At 70.0% G+C, this 16,238-nt stretch carries 12 protein-coding genes and 1 riboswitch; of the genes, 7 read left to right on the top strand and 5 right to left on the bottom strand.

The window, feature by feature from the left end; all coding sequences use genetic code 11:
- Positions 1-6: 6 nt before the first annotated feature.
- Positions 7-1,275 carry a citrate synthase family protein gene (locus ACFYWS_RS13675; RefSeq protein ID WP_389274384.1) on the bottom strand — a complete coding sequence of 423 codons (1,269 nt, stop codon included), beginning with the start codon at positions 1,273-1,275 and terminating at the stop codon, positions 7-9.
- Positions 1,276-1,372: 97 nt separating this feature from the next.
- Between ACFYWS_RS13675 and ACFYWS_RS13680 the strand changes: the two genes are divergently transcribed.
- The gene (locus ACFYWS_RS13680) at positions 1,373-2,542 is read left to right on the top strand and encodes a citrate synthase/methylcitrate synthase (protein WP_389274387.1); all 1,170 of its coding nucleotides are present in this window, start codon (positions 1,373-1,375) and stop codon (positions 2,540-2,542) included.
- Between the two features lie 60 nt (positions 2,543-2,602).
- On the opposite strand, the gene ACFYWS_RS13685 is transcribed toward ACFYWS_RS13680, so the two are convergent.
- Together ACFYWS_RS13685 and ACFYWS_RS13690 are read right to left on the bottom strand one after the other, a co-directional pair.
- Positions 2,603-2,839, bottom strand: coding sequence for a hypothetical protein (locus tag ACFYWS_RS13685; protein ID WP_389274390.1), 237 nt, complete (start codon positions 2,837-2,839; stop codon positions 2,603-2,605).
- Between the two features lie 154 nt (positions 2,840-2,993).
- Positions 2,994-3,548, bottom strand: coding sequence for a DUF6082 family protein (locus ACFYWS_RS13690; protein ID WP_389274393.1), 555 nt, complete (start codon positions 3,546-3,548; stop codon positions 2,994-2,996).
- Positions 3,549-3,892: 344 nt separating this feature from the next.
- Here ACFYWS_RS13690 and ACFYWS_RS13695 point away from each other — a divergent pair, with 344 nt between their 5' ends.
- Positions 3,893-5,032, top strand: a complete 1,140-nt coding sequence (locus ACFYWS_RS13695) for a CobW family GTP-binding protein (protein ID WP_389274396.1) — start codon at positions 3,893-3,895, stop codon at positions 5,030-5,032.
- Here ACFYWS_RS13695 and ACFYWS_RS13700 read toward each other — a convergent pair.
- Complete coding sequence (locus tag ACFYWS_RS13700) at positions 5,029-7,485, bottom strand: DNA topoisomerase (ATP-hydrolyzing) subunit A (protein WP_389274399.1); 2,457 nt, start codon at positions 7,483-7,485, stop codon at positions 5,029-5,031. The genes ACFYWS_RS13695 and ACFYWS_RS13700 overlap by 4 nt on opposite strands.
- Before the next feature lie 294 nt (positions 7,486-7,779).
- Here ACFYWS_RS13700 and ACFYWS_RS13705 point away from each other — a divergent pair, with 294 nt between their 5' ends.
- From ACFYWS_RS13705 to ACFYWS_RS13720, 4 genes are all read left to right on the top strand, one after another.
- On the top strand, positions 7,780-9,132 hold the full coding sequence (locus ACFYWS_RS13705) for a M16 family metallopeptidase (RefSeq protein ID WP_389275653.1): 1,353 nt from the start codon (positions 7,780-7,782) through the stop codon (positions 9,130-9,132).
- Positions 9,133-9,149: 17 nt separating this feature from the next.
- Positions 9,150-10,517: a M16 family metallopeptidase gene (locus tag ACFYWS_RS13710; protein WP_389275657.1), complete on the top strand. Its 1,368-nt coding sequence runs from the start codon at positions 9,150-9,152 to the stop codon at positions 10,515-10,517.
- A 240-nt stretch (positions 10,518-10,757) separates the two neighbouring features.
- Positions 10,758-10,921, top strand: a riboswitch (cyclic di-AMP (ydaO/yuaA leader).
- Between the two features lie 12 nt (positions 10,922-10,933).
- Positions 10,934-11,734: a M23 family metallopeptidase gene (locus ACFYWS_RS13715; RefSeq protein WP_389274402.1), complete on the top strand. Its 801-nt coding sequence runs from the start codon at positions 10,934-10,936 to the stop codon at positions 11,732-11,734.
- A gap of 245 nt (positions 11,735-11,979) precedes the next feature.
- Positions 11,980-12,666 carry a GntR family transcriptional regulator gene (locus ACFYWS_RS13720; RefSeq protein WP_389274405.1) on the top strand — a complete coding sequence of 229 codons (687 nt, stop codon included), beginning with the start codon at positions 11,980-11,982 and terminating at the stop codon, positions 12,664-12,666.
- A gap of 207 nt (positions 12,667-12,873) precedes the next feature.
- On the opposite strand, the gene ACFYWS_RS13725 is transcribed toward ACFYWS_RS13720, so the two are convergent.
- The gene (locus ACFYWS_RS13725; protein ID WP_389274407.1) at positions 12,874-13,155 is read right to left on the bottom strand and encodes an HPr family phosphocarrier protein; all 282 of its coding nucleotides are present in this window, start codon (positions 13,153-13,155) and stop codon (positions 12,874-12,876) included.
- A 188-nt stretch (positions 13,156-13,343) separates the two neighbouring features.
- Here ACFYWS_RS13725 and ACFYWS_RS13730 point away from each other — a divergent pair, with 188 nt between their 5' ends.
- A complete protein-coding gene (locus ACFYWS_RS13730; RefSeq protein ID WP_389274410.1) occupies positions 13,344-16,175 on the top strand; it encodes a GNAT family N-acetyltransferase in 2,832 nt (943 codons plus the stop codon).
- Positions 16,176-16,238 lie beyond the last annotated feature (63 nt).

Raw genomic sequence — 16,238 nt, forward strand, 5'->3', positions numbered from 1 at the left:
GCCCGGTCACTTCGCCGGGGAGGCCGATGGCAGGGGCTGCGGCGGGCGCAGGCCTACGTAGTGTCCCGTCGGCCGCATACGGAGAGGGCGTTCGCCGTACTCCTCCAAGGCGTGCGCGATCCAGCCCGCTGTCCGTGCGACGGCGAAGATCGTCTCCCCTGCCTGCGCCCCCATCCCGAACGACGCCGTGAAGGCGGCCAGGGCCAGGTCCACATTGGCGTGCAGGTCCGTGTGGCGGGCAGTGGTCGCCACGACATCGCGGGCCGCCGCGAGCGCGGGACGCGCCTCGGGCAGTTCCTCCAGCGCCGCGAACATCGCCTGTGCGCGCGGGTCCTCGCCCTGGTAGAGACGGTGGCCGAGCCCGGGCACACGGCGGCCCGAACGCAGCTCGTCGGCCACCACGGAGCCCGCGCTGCCCCGGTCGAGGACGTCCAGCAGCATCCGGTGGGCCAGACCGCTCGCCGCCCCGTGCAACGGCCCCTCCAGGACGCCCAGGCCCGCCGAGACGGCTGCGTAGGTGTGCGCCCGCGCGGACGCGGCGACGCGCACCGCGAGCGTCGAGGCCGCCAGGTCGTGATCGACCAACAGGGCAAGGGCCATGTCCAGGACGCGCAGTGACGCCTCGTCAGGTTCCCTGTAGGTCAGCCGACCCCACAGTCGCTGGGCGATCGGCGCACCGTCCACGTACGTCGGCTGTACGAGTGGCGGCGCGGCCGCGAGGGTGGGGATGAGGGATCGGGCGGCGCCGAGCACGGAGTCCTCGGACAGGTCGTAGCGCAATGGGTCGGTCGTTGCCGCGGCGACGGCCGCCACCCGCAACCGGTCGATGGGACTGCTGAGTTCGGGCAGGGCGGCCATGGCCTTGCGGGCCGCGGAGAGCGACTCCTTGGGGGCGGTGAACCGGACGCCGGGGCGCAGCCTGCCCGTCCACAGCCACTCAGCGACCTCCTCGTACGAGTGGCGGGCGGCGAGTTGCACCGCGTCGACCCCTCGAAAGAAGTACTGGTCGTCGTCGATGAGGGTGAGCCGCGTGCGCACCGACAGCTCGCCAGGGCTCGAACCGGCCGTGGTCTCCCGCCTGTTGCGGCGGGCGAGCGCCTCGACCTCGGCGGAGTCGAAAGTGCTGCCGCGCGTGCTCTCCCCGCGCCTGCTGGCGAGCTGCCCGCGGCTCACGTACGCGTACACCGTCTCGGGCTTCACGCCGAGCAGCTCGGCGGTCTCCTTGGTGGTCAGGCGGCGGGCCTGCTGCGCCGGTGCAGGTTCTTGATCCCTCATGCGCGTCACCGTATCCGGGTCGCCGTGCATTGACTCAATCAATATTGACAGTAATCGAGTCAAGCATGGACAGTCGAATCAAGTTCAGGGAGGAAACATGCCGATCAACGGGAGTACGGCCGCCACGGCCGTCGACGTACCGCGCGGGCTCGCCGGTGTCGTCGTCACCGATACCGAACTTGGGGACGTCAGGGGGCGTGAGGGTTTCTACCACTACCGCCAGTACTCGGCCGTCGAGCTCGCGGAGACCCGCGGCTTCGAGGACGTGTGGCATTTGATGCTCCATGGCGAGCTGCCCGGCGCCGAGCGGTCTGCCGACTTCGCGCGGGAGACCGCTGGTCAGCGCTGGCTGCCCGATGACGTGCGGGCCGCGCTGCCGGCGATCGCCCGGGCCGGTGCGGTCTCGGGGCCGCTCGCCGGGCTGCGTACGGCGCTCTCGCTGTTCGGCGCCTCTCGGGGCTTTCGGCCCGTGTACGACATTGCCCCGGAGCGGCGCCGCGCGGACGCCGTGGCGGCCACGGCCGTGGTGCCCACGATGCTCACCGCGCTGCACCGGCTCGGTGAGGGGCTCGAGCCCGTGGAGCCGCGCGAGGACCTCTCGTACGCGGCCAACTATCTGTACATGTTGACGGGTTCGGTGCCCGAACCCGCACATGCGCGAGCCATCGAGCAATACCTGATCTCAACCATTGATCACGGATTCAACGCGTCAACGTTCACGGGCCGTGTCATCGCGTCGACCGGAGCCGATGTCGCGGCCTCCCTCGTCGGTGCGGTCGGAGCGCTGTCGGGTCCGCTGCACGGAGGGGCTCCCAGCCGTGCGCTCGACACCCTGGACGCGATCGGCACGCCGGACCGCGTCGACTCCTGGATCCGGGAGCGGGTGCTTGCGGGGGACCGGATCATGGGCTTCGGTCACCCCGTCTACCGCACTGAGGATCCGCGTTCGCGCATGCTGCGCGGAATCGCGGAGCGGTTCGGCGGCCCGCTGGTGGAATTCGCGGTCGAGGTCGAGCGTCAGGTGGAGGCGATCCTCGCGGAGCTGAAGCCGGGCCGTGAACTGCACACGAACGTGGAGTTCTACGCGGGTGTGGTCATGGAGCTGTGCGGGTTGCCGCGCGCGATGTTCACGCCGACGTTCGCTGCGGCCAGGGTCGTCGGCTGGAGCGCCAACATTCTTGAACAGGCGGAGGACTCAAAGATCATCCGGCCGGCGGCGCGGTATGTGGGGGTGCGGGCGCCGGTGGCGGTGCCGAGGTTCGGGTGACGCCGTAGGACGGCCATGGAGCGACGCCCGGGCCGTCCCTGTCCGACGTGCCGCTCCGGCTCAGGCGTCCGGGATGTCGGCCTTCGCGCGCAAGAGTGTTTCCCGGCTAACGATCACGATGCGTTCATAGTCGGCACGTGATGCATCGTCTGGAAGTTCTCCATCGAGCTCCGCCGTGGCCTCAGTTCCGATCACGGCAAAGTTCCCGTCGCTGAGCTCGAATACGTCGGGGCAGTTCGCGCCGGAGGCACTGCCTCGGGCGCGAGGAGGCACACCGATGCGGCGCACGATCTTCAAGGGGTACCGGTCCTTTGGGCAAAAAAATATCAAGCCAATGAGTACGCCGAAGAGTAATGCGTCGCATGGGGGCCCGGGGGCGCGATACCGCGATTTTACAAGGCACTTGCCGTGTGATCCCACCCGTATGGGCGTGCGACCCGGTTGACGTGACTCAGGGTGTCGGCGGTTCCCCCACGACCCACCACTCTTCGGTGTCCGCCTCCTCCAGATCCTGGATGAGCCCGTTCACGATGCGTCCGATGCGCGCCTCGTCGGAGGAGTGCTTGAGTGTGTCTCGCTGTGCCTGGGAGGCATTCCAGTACTCCCGCATCACAGGGTTCTGGAAGAGCTCGCGCAGGTGGCCGAAGAGCTCCTCGACGTCCACGAGGCCCGCCCGGTGCAGATGGAAGGCGTTGACGTACCAAGCGTTGGCATACAGGAACTGGCGGCGCTTCTCTGCTGGGATGTCCTTGTCGTAGGTGTCGATTACGGCAGCCAGGGACGGATCGTCGATGGCCTTGATCAACAACTCCCAGTGCATACGTTGTTGATGGGCCAGGGCCACGCGGCGCTGGGCCTGACGTTCCTGCTCGAGTCGCTTCTCCTGCATGCGCAGGGCCTTGGAGCGGCGTTGCTGCGTAGCGAGCATGAGTCCGGCGCCGGCCAGCGACAGACCGGCGGCCGCGGTGGACGCGAACTGTTGTGCGCCGTACTTCTTTGTGGTCATGTCAACCCCCGATTCAGGCGACCGTGCGCCGGTCGTCGGATGCGGGGCGACGGAGACGGAGACCGGCGGCGGTGGGCGGCGCGCTTGCCGACTCCCGGGGTGCCGAGCGGCTCTGATCGGCGGGGAGGCGGAGAGGAGGCGCACGGGTGGATGCTCAGTTCGCGAAAACCGGCGCCATGTCCAACGTGTGCCCAGCGGACGCCGTTAGCAATCGTTCACTTCGCGGCCTTTCCACCCGCTCGTATCCTGGGGCGGCATTCATTCTTCGTACGAGAGCCGGATCCTGAACCGGCGTGCGCTGCGGCGCGTGCCGCGGCGTGCGATCCGGTGTGAGAGAGGTCGCGTTGAGCAAGGCCAGCCCGCAGCAGATCCCCGTCGTCGTCCTCGCCGGCTTTCTGGGGTCGGGGAAGACGACCTTGCTCAATCATCTGCTGCACCGCAGCGGGGGCACCCGGATCGGGGCGATCGTCAACGACTTCGGGTCGATCGAGATCGACGCCATGGCGGTCGCCGGGCAGCTGGGCGACTCGACGGTCGCGCTCGGCAACGGATGCCTGTGTTGCGCGGTGGATGCCAGTGAACTTGACGTGTATCTGGACAAGTTGACTCGTCCGGTCAATGACATGCATGCCATTGATGTCATCGTGATCGAGGCGAGCGGCATCGCGGAGCCTCAGGAACTCGTGCGCATGGTGCTGGCCAGCGACAACCCGCGGATCGTGTACGGAGGGTTGATCGAGGTCGTCGACACCGCCGAGTTCGACGCCACCCGCGAGAAGCACCCCGAGGTGGATCGGCACCTGGGGATCGCGGACCTGGTCGTGGTGAACAAGGGCGATCGCGTCGGCCCGGACGAGCGTGAGCGGGTCCTGAGTGCCGTGCGGGCCGCGGCCGGCCGGGCCGCCGTCGTGCCCGCGTCGTACGGGCGCATCGACCCGGCGCTGCTCTTCGACTGCCGCCCCACCGAGGAGCGGATCGGGCAGCTGTCCTTCGACGATCTGCACCGGCATGAGGGCCACGAGGGCCACGAGGGCCACGCGGCGCACGGCACGCATCTGCACGCCGCCTACGACAGCGTCGCGTTCACCTCCGAAGTACCTATGGACCCCCGCCAGTTGATCGCGTTCCTCGACAGCAGGCCCGAGGGGCTCTACCGCATCAAGGGATATGTCGACTTCGGCGCGGGCGACACGGGCAACCGGTACGCCGTGCATGCCGTGGGGCGCTTCTTGAGGTTCTACCCGGAGCCGTGGCCGAGCGGCGAGGAGCGCCTCACCCAGCTCGTGCTGATCGGATCCGGCATCGATGCCATCGCCCTCGGCGAGCAGCTCGACGCCGCCAAGAGCGACGCCCCACACACCGTGGACGAGCAGGGCATGTGGGGCGTTCTCCGCTATGTGCAGGACAAGGGCGAGGCAGAGGAGGTCGCGGACTACGTCGACCCCCAGGCGGACCTCGCTCCTGACCAGCTTCCGCGTTCCTAGATCGGACCCGCCGTCGACGCCACCGTCTTCGGAAGCGACACGCCCGAACCGTCGCGGCGCGGGTCCATCTCGGGCAGTTCGGCCGGCGTGCCGTTCTTCTGAGCCGCACGCGCGGGTGCCGGGCCGGCCCAGGCCAGGCTCAGACAGTCCTCGCCCTTCAGGAAGCGCTGGCAACGGACGCCGCCCGTGGCACGCCCCTTCCTCGGATACTGGTCGAACGGCGTGAGCTTGGCCGTCGTCTGCACCGAGTCGTCCAGCGTGCCGCGCGAACCGGCCACGGTGAACACCACCGCGTCGACTGCCGGGTCGATCGCGGAGAAGGAAATGACCTTCGCTCCTGTCGCCAGCTTCATGCCGGACATGCCGCCCGCCGCACGGCCCTGCGGGCGCACGATGGAGGCCTGGAAGCGCAGCAACTGTGCGTCGTCCGTGATGAAGACCAGGTCTTCCTCACCGGTGCGCAGCTCCGCGGCACCGACGATGCGGTCACCGTCCTTGAGGGCGATGACCTCCAGCTCCTCCTTGTGGGAGGGATAGTCGGGCACCACGCGTTTCACGATTCCCTGTTCGGTGCCGATCGCCAGACCGGGCGAGGACTCGTCCAGGGTCATGAGACACACGACCGTCTCGTCCGGCTCCAGGGAGGGGAGGAACTCGGCGACCGGGGCGCCTCCGGAGAGGTTCGGTGCGGAGGCCGAGTCCGGGAGCTGCGGCAGGTCGACCACGTTCAGGCGCAGCAGGCGCCCTTCGGACGTGACGACGCCGACCTCGCCGCGCGCCGTCGCGGGGACCGAGGAGACGATCAGGTCGTGCTTTGTGCGCTTGGTGTCCTCACCTTCGGTGAAGGGATCGCCGTTCGCCGTACGGGCAAGCAGACCGGTCGAGGAGAGCAGCACGCGGCACGGGTCGTCGGCGACCTGGAGTGGCACCGCGGACACCGGGGCGCCCGCCGACTCCAGGAGCACCGTGCGCCGGTCGTCGCCGAACTTCTTCGCCACGGCGGCCAGTTCGGACGAGACCAGCTTGCGCAGCTCGGAGTCGGAATCGAGGATGCCGGTCAGTTCGTCGATCTCGCCGTTGAGCTTGTCGCGCTCCGAGTCCAGCTCGATGCGGTCGAACTTGGTGAGACGGCGCAGCGGCGTGTCCAGGATGTACTGCGTCTGGATCTCGCTCAGCGAGAAGCGCTCGATCAGGCGCTCCTTGGCCTGCGCGCTGTTCTCACTGGAGCGGATGATGCGGATGACCTCGTCGATGTCCACCAGGGCGACGAGGAGGCCCTCCACCAGGTGGAGCCGGTCCTGCTTCTTGCTGCGGCGGAACTCGCTGCGGCGGCGCACCACGTCGAAGCGGTGGTCCAGGTAGACCTCGAGGAGTTCCTTGAGGCCGAGGGTGAGCGGCTGGCCGTCCACCAGGGCCACGTTGTTGATGCCGAAGGACTCCTCCATGGCCGTCAGCTTGTAGAGCTGCTCCAGGACGGCCTCCGGCACGAAGCCGTTCTTGATCTCGATGACCAGGCGCAGGCCGTGCTCGCGGTCCGTGAGGTCCTTGACGTCGGCGATGCCCTGGAGCTTCTTGGAACCGACCAGTTCCTTGATCTTCGTGATGACCTTCTCGGGACCGACCGCGAAGGGCAGCTCGGTGACGACCAGGCCCTTGCGGCGCGCCGTCACGTTCTCCACGGCGACCGTCGAGCGGATCTTGAACGTGCCGCGGCCGGTCTCGTACGCGTCCCTGATGCCGGACAGACCGACGATCCGGCCGCCCGTCGGCAGGTCGGGCCCCGGAACGAACTTCATGAGTGCGTCGAGGTCGGCGCCCGGGTGCCGGATCAAGTGCCGCGCGGCGGCGATCACTTCGCCCAGGTTGTGCGGCGCCATGTTCGTCGCCATGCCGACCGCGATGCCCGACGCGCCGTTCACCAGCAGGTTCGGGTACGCCGCCGGGAGGACGAGCGGCTCCTGCTCCTGGCCGTCGTAGTTCGAAATGAAGTCGACGGTGTTCTCTTCGATCGACTCCGTCATGAGGGACGCGGCGGCGTCCATCTTGCACTCGGTGTAACGCATGGCGGCCGGGCGGTCGTCATTGCCCAGGGAGCCGAAGTTCCCGTGCCCGTCCACCAGCGGGACGCGCATGGAGAACGGCTGGGCGAGGCGCACCAGTGCGTCGTAGATCGACGAGTCGCCATGGGGGTGCAACTTACCCATGACCTCGCCGACGACGCGGGCGCACTTCACGTAGCCGCGCTCGGGGCGCAGGCCCATCTCGTTCATCTGGTAGACGATCCGACGGTGGACGGGCTTCATCCCGTCGCGAGCGTCGGGCAGGGCGCGTGAGTAGATGACCGAGTACGCGTACTCCAGGTAGGAGCCCTGCATTTCGTCGACCACGTCGACGTCGAGGATCTTCTCCTCGAAGTCGTCGGGCGGCGGGGTCTTCGTGCTGCGGCGGGCCATCGCGGCTGCGGCTCCTTCACCTACAAGAACGGTTACATGAACGGGAACTGTCGCGGACCATTGTGGACCGCCGCACTGACAACGCCGCTCGCGGCCCTTCAGTACCGGGTGTCGCACGGCCCCGGGAGGGCCGCCTGCTCGCTCACGGCGTAGCTCCGGCGGGAACTTCGCCAGGTGCCAGCACGCTTGCATACAGTGGCAGCACTCGCAGCAGTTCAGTGTTCCAGGACCTGCCGCAGTCCAGAACTCACCGCGTATTCGCGTTGCACCGCGATCGAAGGGACGTACATGCCCATGGGTCACACGGCCACCGCCGAGGCCGGCTCCGGCGGCCTGACAGCGACCGAGCACCGGCTGGCCAACGGCCTGCGCGTGGTGCTCTCCGAGGACCATCTGACCCCGGTCGCGGCGGTCTGCCTCTGGTACGACGTCGGCTCGCGCCACGAGGTCAAGGGCCGTACCGGCCTGGCTCACCTCTTCGAGCACCTGATGTTCCAGGGCTCGAAGCAGGTGCACGGCAACGGGCACTTCGAGTTCGTCCAGGGCGCGGGCGGCTCGCTCAACGGTACGACGAGCTTCGAGCGCACCAACTACTTCGAGACCATGCCCGCCCACCAGCTGGAGCTCGCGCTGTGGCTTGAGGCCGACCGTATGGGATCGCTGCTCACGGCCCTCGACGACGAGTCGATGGAGAACCAGCGGGACGTCGTGAAGAACGAGCGGCGCCAGCGCTACGACAACGTGCCCTACGGCACCGCGTTCGAGAAGCTGACCGCCCTCATGTACCCCGAGGGGCACCCGTACCACCACACGCCCATCGGCTCCATGGCCGACCTGGACGCGGCCACCCTCGAAGACGCGCGGAACTTCTTCCGCACCTACTACGCGCCCAACAACGCGGTGCTGTCGATCGTCGGCGACATCGACCCCGAGCGGACGCTGGCCTGGGTCGAGCGGTACTTCGGCTCCATCCCCGGCCATGACGGCAAGCCCGCTCCGCGCGACGGTGCCCTCCCGGAGGCCATCGGCGAGCAGCAGCGCGAGCTCATCGAGGAGGAGGTCCCGGCGCGCGCCCTGATGTCGGCCTACCGGCTCCCGCAGGACGGCACGCGCGCGTGCGACGCCGCCGATCTCGCCCTCACCGTCCTGGGCGGCGGCGAGTCCTCGCGCCTGTACAACAGGCTCGTACGCCGTGACCGCACCGCTGTGGCGGCCGGTTTCGGCCTGCTGCGCCTCGCCGGAGCGCCCTCCCTGGGCTGGCTGGACGTGAAGACCTCCGGAGACGTCGAGGTGCCGGTCATCGAGGCCGCTGTCGACGAGGAGCTCGCCCGGTTCGCCGAGGAGGGCCCGAGCCCCGAGGAAATGGAGCGCGCGCAGGCCCAGTTGGAGCGCGAGTGGCTGGACCGCCTGGGCACGGTCGCGGGACGCGCCGACGAGCTGTGCCGCTACGCCGTCCTGTTCGGCGACCCGCAGCTCGCCCTGACCGCCGTGGGGCGCGTCCTGGACGTGACAGCCGAGGAGGTCAAGGAGATCGCCAGGGCGCGCCTGCGCCCCGACAACCGCGCGTCCCTCGTGTACGAGCCGACCGCGCCCGCCGACACCGAGAACGCCGAGACCGCCGAGATCACCGAGGAGGCGGGCCAGTGACCGAGCAGCTCGCGAACATGGACTTCCATCCCCGGCCGCAGGCGGGCGAGCCCAAGCCCTGGGCGTTCCCGGCCCCGGAGCGCGGCACGCTTCCCAACGGCCTGACGCTGCTGCGCTGCCACCGGCCGGGCCAGCAGGTCATCGCCGTGGAGGTGCACCTGGAGGCGCCGCTGGACGCTGAACCGAAGGGCCTCGACGGCGTCGCGACGATCATGGCGCGGGCCTTCAACGAAGGCACCGACAAGCACTCCGCCGAGGAGTTCGCCGCTGAGCTGGAGCGCTGCGGCGCCACGATGGACGCGCACGCCGACCACCCCGGCGTCCGTGCCTCCCTCGAAGTGCCGGCCTCCCGCCTCTCCAAGGGCCTCGCCCTGTTCGCCGACGCCCTGCGCGCACCCGCCTTCGACGGCAGCGAGATCGAGCGCCTCGTCCGCAACCGCCTGGACGAGATCCCGCACGAGAGCGCCAACCCGGCCCGGCGTGCCGCCAAGGAGCTCTCCAAGCAGCTTTTCCCGGCCGACGCGCGCGTGTCGCGCCCGCGCCAGGGCACCGAGGAGACTGTCTCGGCGATCGACGCGGCGGCCGTGCGTGCCTTCTACGACCGGCACGTACGCCCCGCCACCGCCACGGCCGTCGTCGTGGGCGACCTGACGGGCATCGACCTGGACGCCCTCCTCGCCGACACGCTCGGCGCCTGGACCGGCGGCACCGCCGAGCCGCGCCCCGTGCCGCCGGTCGTCGCCGACGACACAGGCCGTGTGGTCATCGTGGACCGCCCGGGCGCCGTGCAGACGCAGTTGCTCATGGGCCGGGTCGGACCGGACAAGCACGACCGTGTGTGGGCCGCGCAGGTCCTCGGCACGTACTGCCTGGGCGGCACCCTCACCTCGCGCCTGGACCGCGTCCTGCGCGAGGAGAAGGGCTACACCTACGGTGTGCGGTCCTTCGCCCAGGTGCTGCGTTCCGCGCCCGACGGCAGCGGTGCCGCGATGCTCGCCATCAGCGGCTCGGTGGACACTCCGAACACCGGGCCCGCGCTCGACGACCTCTGGAAGGTCCTGCGCACGCTGGCGGCCGACGGGCTCACGGATGCCGAACGGGACACCGCCGTACAGAACTTGGTGGGCGTGGCCCCGCTGAAGTTCGAGACCGCGGCGGCCGTCGCGAGCACCCTCGCCGACCAGGTCGAGCAGCACCTGCCGGACGACTTCCAGGCGCAGGTGTACCGGCAGCTGGCCGCCACGGGCACCGTGGAGGCCACGGCTGCCGTCGTCAGCGCCTTCCCTGCGGACCGTCTGGTGACGATCCTGGTGGGTGACGCCGCGCAGATCGAGGAGCCGGTCAAGGCGCTCGGCATCGGCGAAGTCACGGTGGTCGCGGGCTGAATTCGTCTCCCGAGGCACACCACGAAGCCCCGGCGCCGGCATCGGCCGCCGGGGCTTCGTGGCGTCCGTCACGATCACCTTCAATCGCCACACGCTCACAAATGTCCGAATTGGCATAGAGGTTGCCTGTCTGCCCTGTGGCGTGCACTACAAAAGTCGGGTTCTGTTTGTTGATTCAAAGACGCCCCGCTTAGCGTTCCCTCCGGCTGTTCGCCAGACGTACGTCGCGCCCGCGACACCGGACAGTCATCGCCGAGTCCCCGTGGTGCGAGCCAGGGGAGCCGGGGACCCACCGAAGTCCCTGGGGTGAATCGGGCGCTCTTCCCGTGAGGGGAGGGGGCCTGTAGGAGACCTTCCTGCTCCGAACCCGTCAGCTAACCCGGTAGGCGAGAAGGAAGGAAAGGACCAGCCACTTCATGGGGTTCACCCGTGCCACCGGGAAGCACCGCCGTCCCAGCCGCCTGACGCGTACCACCGCTCAGGTCGCGGGCGTCGCCGCAATCACCACGACGGGCGTGGTGGGTGGCCTCGCCGCCCCCGCCCTCGCCGCCGACACCGCGATAGCCCCGCACGACGGCCTCACGCAGGCCGTGGCCATCGGCGACTCCCTGGCCGAGCAGATCGACGCGCAGGCCTCCGCGCAGCAGAAGGCCGCCGCCAAGGCGAAGGCCGAGGCCGAGGCCAAGAAGAAGGCCGAGGAAGCCAAGCGCAAGGCCGAGGCGGAGGCCAAGAAGCGGGCCGCCGAGAAGGCCGAGAAGGAGCGCGAGGCCAAGAAGCGCGCCGCCCGCGAGGCCGAGCGCAAGCGCCTGAACAGCTACGTGTCGCCGATCTCCGGCTCGTACGTCTCCACCTCGTATCAGGCCGGCAGCGGACTGTGGTCCTCCGGCAGCCACACCGGCATCGACTTCCACGCCTCCAGCGGCACTTCGGTGCACTCGGTCGGCATGGGCACCGTCGTCGAGGCCGGCTGGGGCGGCGCGTACGGCAACAACGTCGTGATCAAGATGAACGACGGTACGTACACCCAGTACGGTCACATGTCGTCCATCGGCGTCTCCGTCGGCCAGGACGTCACCCCCGGCCAGCAGCTCGGCCTCTCCGGGGCCACCGGCAACGTCACGGGCCCGCACCTCCACTTCGAGGCCCGCACCGGCCCCGACTACGGCTCGGACATCGACCCCGTCGCGTACTTGCGCCAGCACGGTGTGAACGTCTGACCCACCAGGAACACTCCACGAAAGCCCCGGCTCACCGAGCCGGGGCTTTCGCGTGCGCGGGCCCGCACTGTCCAAACGTGCGCGGGTCCGCGCTGTCCAAAAAATATCCCCGGATTCAGTTCCCGCGTCGGAAATTCAAGTCCGGTGGAATAGAGTCGCGGGTAAACGTTCCGGCCGCGTGCCATTCGCGCTTGACCGGGCGTCAATAGACCGCGTATCGCGGGCATTGAGGCGGAGGTCGAGTCATGCGCATTCCCGCGCAGTCGGTATGCACAGCGATCCGCGACGACATCGTCGCCGGGGTCTACGAGCGCGGCGGCAGGCTCACCGAGGAACTGCTCGCGCGTCGCTACGGGGTCTCGCGCGTGCCCGTTCGCGAGGCGCTGCGCACCCTGGAGGCGGAGGGGTTCGTCGTCACGCGCAGGCACGCGGGCGCGTGCGTGGCCGAACCCACCGAGCGGGAGGCGGCCGACCTCCTGGAGATCCGCATGCTGCTCGAACCCATGGGCGCCGCCCGCGCCGCGCAGCGCCGCACCGAGGCCCACCTCAAGGTGCTGCGCGGCCTGGTCAGGCTGGGACAGGAGCGCTGTCGGCGGGGTCAGAGCGAGGATCTGCGCTCCCTCGGCAGCTGGTTCCACGAGACGCTCGCCCAGGCCTCAGGCAGTCCCGGCCTGATCACCCTGCTCACCCAACTCCGCCACAAGATCGCCTGGATGTACGCCGTGGAGAGCCCCGCCCGGCCGGCCGAGTCCTGGGCCGAACACGGCGCCATCGTCGACGCGGTGGCGCGGGGCGACGCGGAGCGGGCCCGCGCGCTGGCCACCCTGCACGCGGAGCGCGCGACGGCCGCCCACAGACTGCGCGTCCCCCGCGCGGGCGGGCGTGTGAGGACTTCGCAACATGCAGTCAACACGGTGGGGCGCCAGGTTTAACAACGGCGCCGTATACAAAGAGGTGCACTATTCGGCGAATGGGTTGAACGCGGGCGCGGATGAATTTCTGCTGCCTATTTCCTGTCGCCCAATTTGCTCCGCGGTGGTTCTGTAATGGGTTCCGCAATGGTTCCGCGATGGTGAACGAAAAAGCCGCGCGACCCGTCAGGGAACGCGCGGCTCAGCCGTACTGCTTTTGTCTTTATGTCAGACGGTCTCGGGAAGCTCCTCGAGCCCCTCGGCGACCAGCCTCGCCAGACGGTCCAGCGCGGCGTCCGCGCCCTCTCCGTCGGAGGCCAGCACGATCTCCTCGCCGCCCTGCGCGCCCAGGCCGAGCACGGCCAGCATGGAGGCGGCGTTGACGGGGTTGCCGTCAGCCTTGGCGATCGTCACGGGAACGCCGGCCGCCGTGGCAGCGCGGACGAAGATGGAAGCGGGGCGGGCGTGGAGGCCCTCGGCCCAGCCGACGTTGACGCGGCGCTCAGCCATGTGATGCTGCCCTTCAGGTGTCTCACGGTTGTCTAGACCAGTGTTCCATATCGGGAGGCGGGCGTGGCGCGGACCCAGGTCCTCACCGGCACGGCCCTTCGGTCCTCCATAGGGTGCCTTCCGTACGCACGGGCCGCGACCCGTACGACCGACGGTCTTCTGTCAGTGCCCGGCCCTACTCTTGCGACATGGAGACCCCGTCGGACCGGCATGCGTACCCCGCCCACTGGGAGGCCGACGTGGTGCTGCGCGACGGCGGCACCGCGCGGATCAGGCCCATCACCACCGCGGACGCCGAGCATCTGACCAGCTTCTACGAGCAGGTCTCGGACGAGTCGAAGTACTACCGCTTCTTCGCGCCCTACCCCCGCCTGTCGGCCAAGGACGTGCACCGTTTCACCCATCACGACTACGTGGACCGGGTCGGTCTCGCGGTCACGGTGGGCGGCGAGTTCATCGCCACCGTGCGCTACGACCGGATCAACGCGCAGGGCAGGCCGGCGACCTCGCCCGCCGATGAGGCGGAGGTCGCCTTCCTCGTGCAGGACGCCCACCAGGGCCGAGGCGTCGCCTCCGCCCTCCTGGAGCACATCGCGGCCGTCGCCCGTGAGCGTGGCATCCGCCGGTTCGCCGCCGAGGTGCTGCCCGCCAACAGCAAGATGATCAAGGTGTTCCGGGACGCCGGATACACACAGAAGCGCAGCTTCGAGGACGGCGTCGTCCGCCTGGAGTTCGACATCGAGCCCACGGAGGCGTCGCTCGCGGTGCAGCACGCGCGCGAGCAGCGCGCCGAGGCCCGCTCGGTGCAGCGCGTGCTCGCGCCCGGCTCCGTCGCCGTGATCGGAGTGGGACGCGCGCCCGGAGGAGTGGGCCGCAGCGTTCTCGACAACCTGAAGGACGCGGGTTTCACCGGGCGCCTGTACGCGGTGAACCAGGCGTTCGACGGCGACGTCACCGAGATCGACGGTGTGCCCGCCCACCGCTCCGTACGCGACATCGACGCCGCCGACCCGGTCGACCTGGCCGTCGTCGCCGTGCCCGCCCCTGACGTCCCCGAGGTCGTCGCCGAGTGCGGCGAGCGCGGCGTGCAGGGCCTCGTCGTGGTCTCCGCCGGCTACGCGGAGAGCGGGGAGGCGGGCCGCGAGCGCCAGCGCGCCTTGGTCCGCCAGGCCCGGAGCTACGGGATGCGCATCGTCGGGCCGAACGCCTTCGGGGTCGTCAACACGTCACCGGAGGTACGGCTCAACGCCTCGCTCGCCCCCGAGATGCCGCGCCCCGGACGCATCGGCCTGTTCGCCCAGTCCGGCGCCATCGGCATCGCGCTCCTGTCCCGCCTGCACCGCAGGGGCGGCGGAGTCACCGGGGCCAGCGGTGTCTCCACGTTCGTCTCCGCGGGCAACCGCGCGGACGTCTCCGGGAACGACGTCCTTCAGTACTGGTACGACGACGCGGACACCGACGTCGCCCTCATGTACCTCGAATCGATCGGCAACCCCCGCAAGTTCACCCGCCTCGCCCGCCGCACCGCCGCCGCCAAGCCCTTGGTGGTCGTGCAGGGCGCCCGGCACAGCGGCATCGCGCCCACGGGGCACGCGGTGCGGGCCACCCGCCTTCCGTACGCCACCGTTTCCGCGCTGCTGCGCCAGGCGGGGGTCATCCGGGTCGACACGATCACCGAACTCGTGGACACCGGCCTCCTGTTGGCCCGCCAGCCGCTGCCCGAGGGGCCGCGCGTCGCCATCCTGGGCAACTCGGAATCGCTCGGCCTCCTTACGTACGACGTGTGCCTCTCCGAAGGGCTGCGTCCCAAGCCGCCGCTGGACCTGACGACAGCCGCGTCCGCCGCCGACTTCCGGACTGCGCTGGAGCAGGCACTGGCCGACGAGAAGACGGACGCCGTCGTGGTCACCGCGATCCCCGCCGTGGGGGAGGGGCCATCGGAGGACACGGAACTCGCGGCCGCCCTGAGCGCGGCAGCCGCCACCGGCCCCACGAAGCCGGTGCTCGTCGTCCATGTCGAACTCGGAGGCCTCGCGGAAGCACTCTCGGCCGCGGCCAGCACGGGGCCCAACGCGCCCGACACCCCGCCCCGGCGCCCCACCGCAGGGCCCCCCGAAGACCCCCCGCCCCCCGTGGACCCCACCCCGCGCCTCATCCCCGCCTACCCGGCCGCCGAGCGCGCCGTCCGCGCGCTCTCCCAGGCGGCCAGGTACGCCCAGTGGCGACGCGACGCCGCCGCGCCCGGCAAGGTGCCCGAGTACGACGCCGTCGACGAGCAGGGGGCCGCCGAGCTGATCACGGAACTGCTCGCCAAGGAGGGCGACCCGCGAGGCGCCGACCTCGCCCCGGAGGACGCCCGCGCCCTGCTGTCCCGCTACGGCATCGAGGTGCGCAGCACACTGCCCGCTCCCGGCCCGGACGAGGCCGCGGCGGCGGCGCACACACTCGGCTACCCGGTGGCCCTGAAGACGACCGCCCCGCATCTGCGGCACCGCCCCGACCTCGGCGGCGTACGCCTGGACCTGTCCAGTGAGGGAGAGCTGCGGCGCGCCTACGAAGACCTGACCCAGCGGCTCGGCAAGCCCACCGAACTGCGGCCGGTCGTGCAGGCGATGGCGCCGCGCGGAGTCGACACCGTCGTACGCGCCGTCATAGATCCGGCCGCGGGCGCCGTGCTCTCCTTCGGGCTCGCCGGAGCCGCTTCCGAACTGCTCGGTGACACCGCGCACCGGCTGATCCCGGTGACCGACAAGGACGCGCAGGCGACCGTGCGGTCCATCAAGACGTCCCCGATCCTGTTCGGCTGGCGCGGCGCGGCCCCCGTGGACACCCCCGCGCTCGAAGAGCTGCTGCAGCGCGTGTCGCGCCTGGTCGACGACCACCCCGAGGTCGTCGGCGTCGCCCTCGAACCGGTCGTCGTGGCGGAACGCGGGCTGACCGTCCTCGGCGCCTCCGTCCGGCTCGCGCCGCCGCCCGCCCGCGACGATCTCGGCCCGCGCACCCTGCCCGCCGCGTACTGAACCACCTCCTACGAGCCCCTCACGGAGAGTTATCCACAGGGGCACCGGCAGTCTCTTTGCGGG

This window comes from Streptomyces sp. NPDC002795 (genome assembly GCF_042888725.1).
Taxonomy (GTDB): Bacteria; Actinomycetota; Actinomycetes; order Streptomycetales; family Streptomycetaceae; genus Streptomyces.

Coding starts and splice junctions, on each gene's coding strand:
- ACFYWS_RS13710 (WP_389275657.1), top strand. CDS start 9,150: ATGGACTTCCATCCCCGGCCGCAGGCGGGCGAGCCCAAGCCCTGGGCG.
- ACFYWS_RS13730 (WP_389274410.1), top strand. CDS start 13,344: ATGGAGACCCCGTCGGACCGGCATGCGTACCCCGCCCACTGGGAGGCC.
- ACFYWS_RS13700 (WP_389274399.1), bottom strand. CDS start 7,485: ATGGCCCGCCGCAGCACGAAGACCCCGCCGCCCGACGACTTCGAGGAG.
- ACFYWS_RS13715 (WP_389274402.1), top strand. CDS start 10,934: ATGGGGTTCACCCGTGCCACCGGGAAGCACCGCCGTCCCAGCCGCCTG.
- ACFYWS_RS13705 (WP_389275653.1), top strand. CDS start 7,780: ATGGGTCACACGGCCACCGCCGAGGCCGGCTCCGGCGGCCTGACAGCG.
- ACFYWS_RS13720 (WP_389274405.1), top strand. CDS start 11,980: ATGCGCATTCCCGCGCAGTCGGTATGCACAGCGATCCGCGACGACATC.
- ACFYWS_RS13680 (WP_389274387.1), top strand. CDS start 1,373: ATGCCGATCAACGGGAGTACGGCCGCCACGGCCGTCGACGTACCGCGC.
- ACFYWS_RS13725 (WP_389274407.1), bottom strand. CDS start 13,155: ATGGCTGAGCGCCGCGTCAACGTCGGCTGGGCCGAGGGCCTCCACGCC.
- ACFYWS_RS13690 (WP_389274393.1), bottom strand. CDS start 3,548: ATGACCACAAAGAAGTACGGCGCACAACAGTTCGCGTCCACCGCGGCC.
- ACFYWS_RS13675 (WP_389274384.1), bottom strand. CDS start 1,275: ATGAGGGATCAAGAACCTGCACCGGCGCAGCAGGCCCGCCGCCTGACC.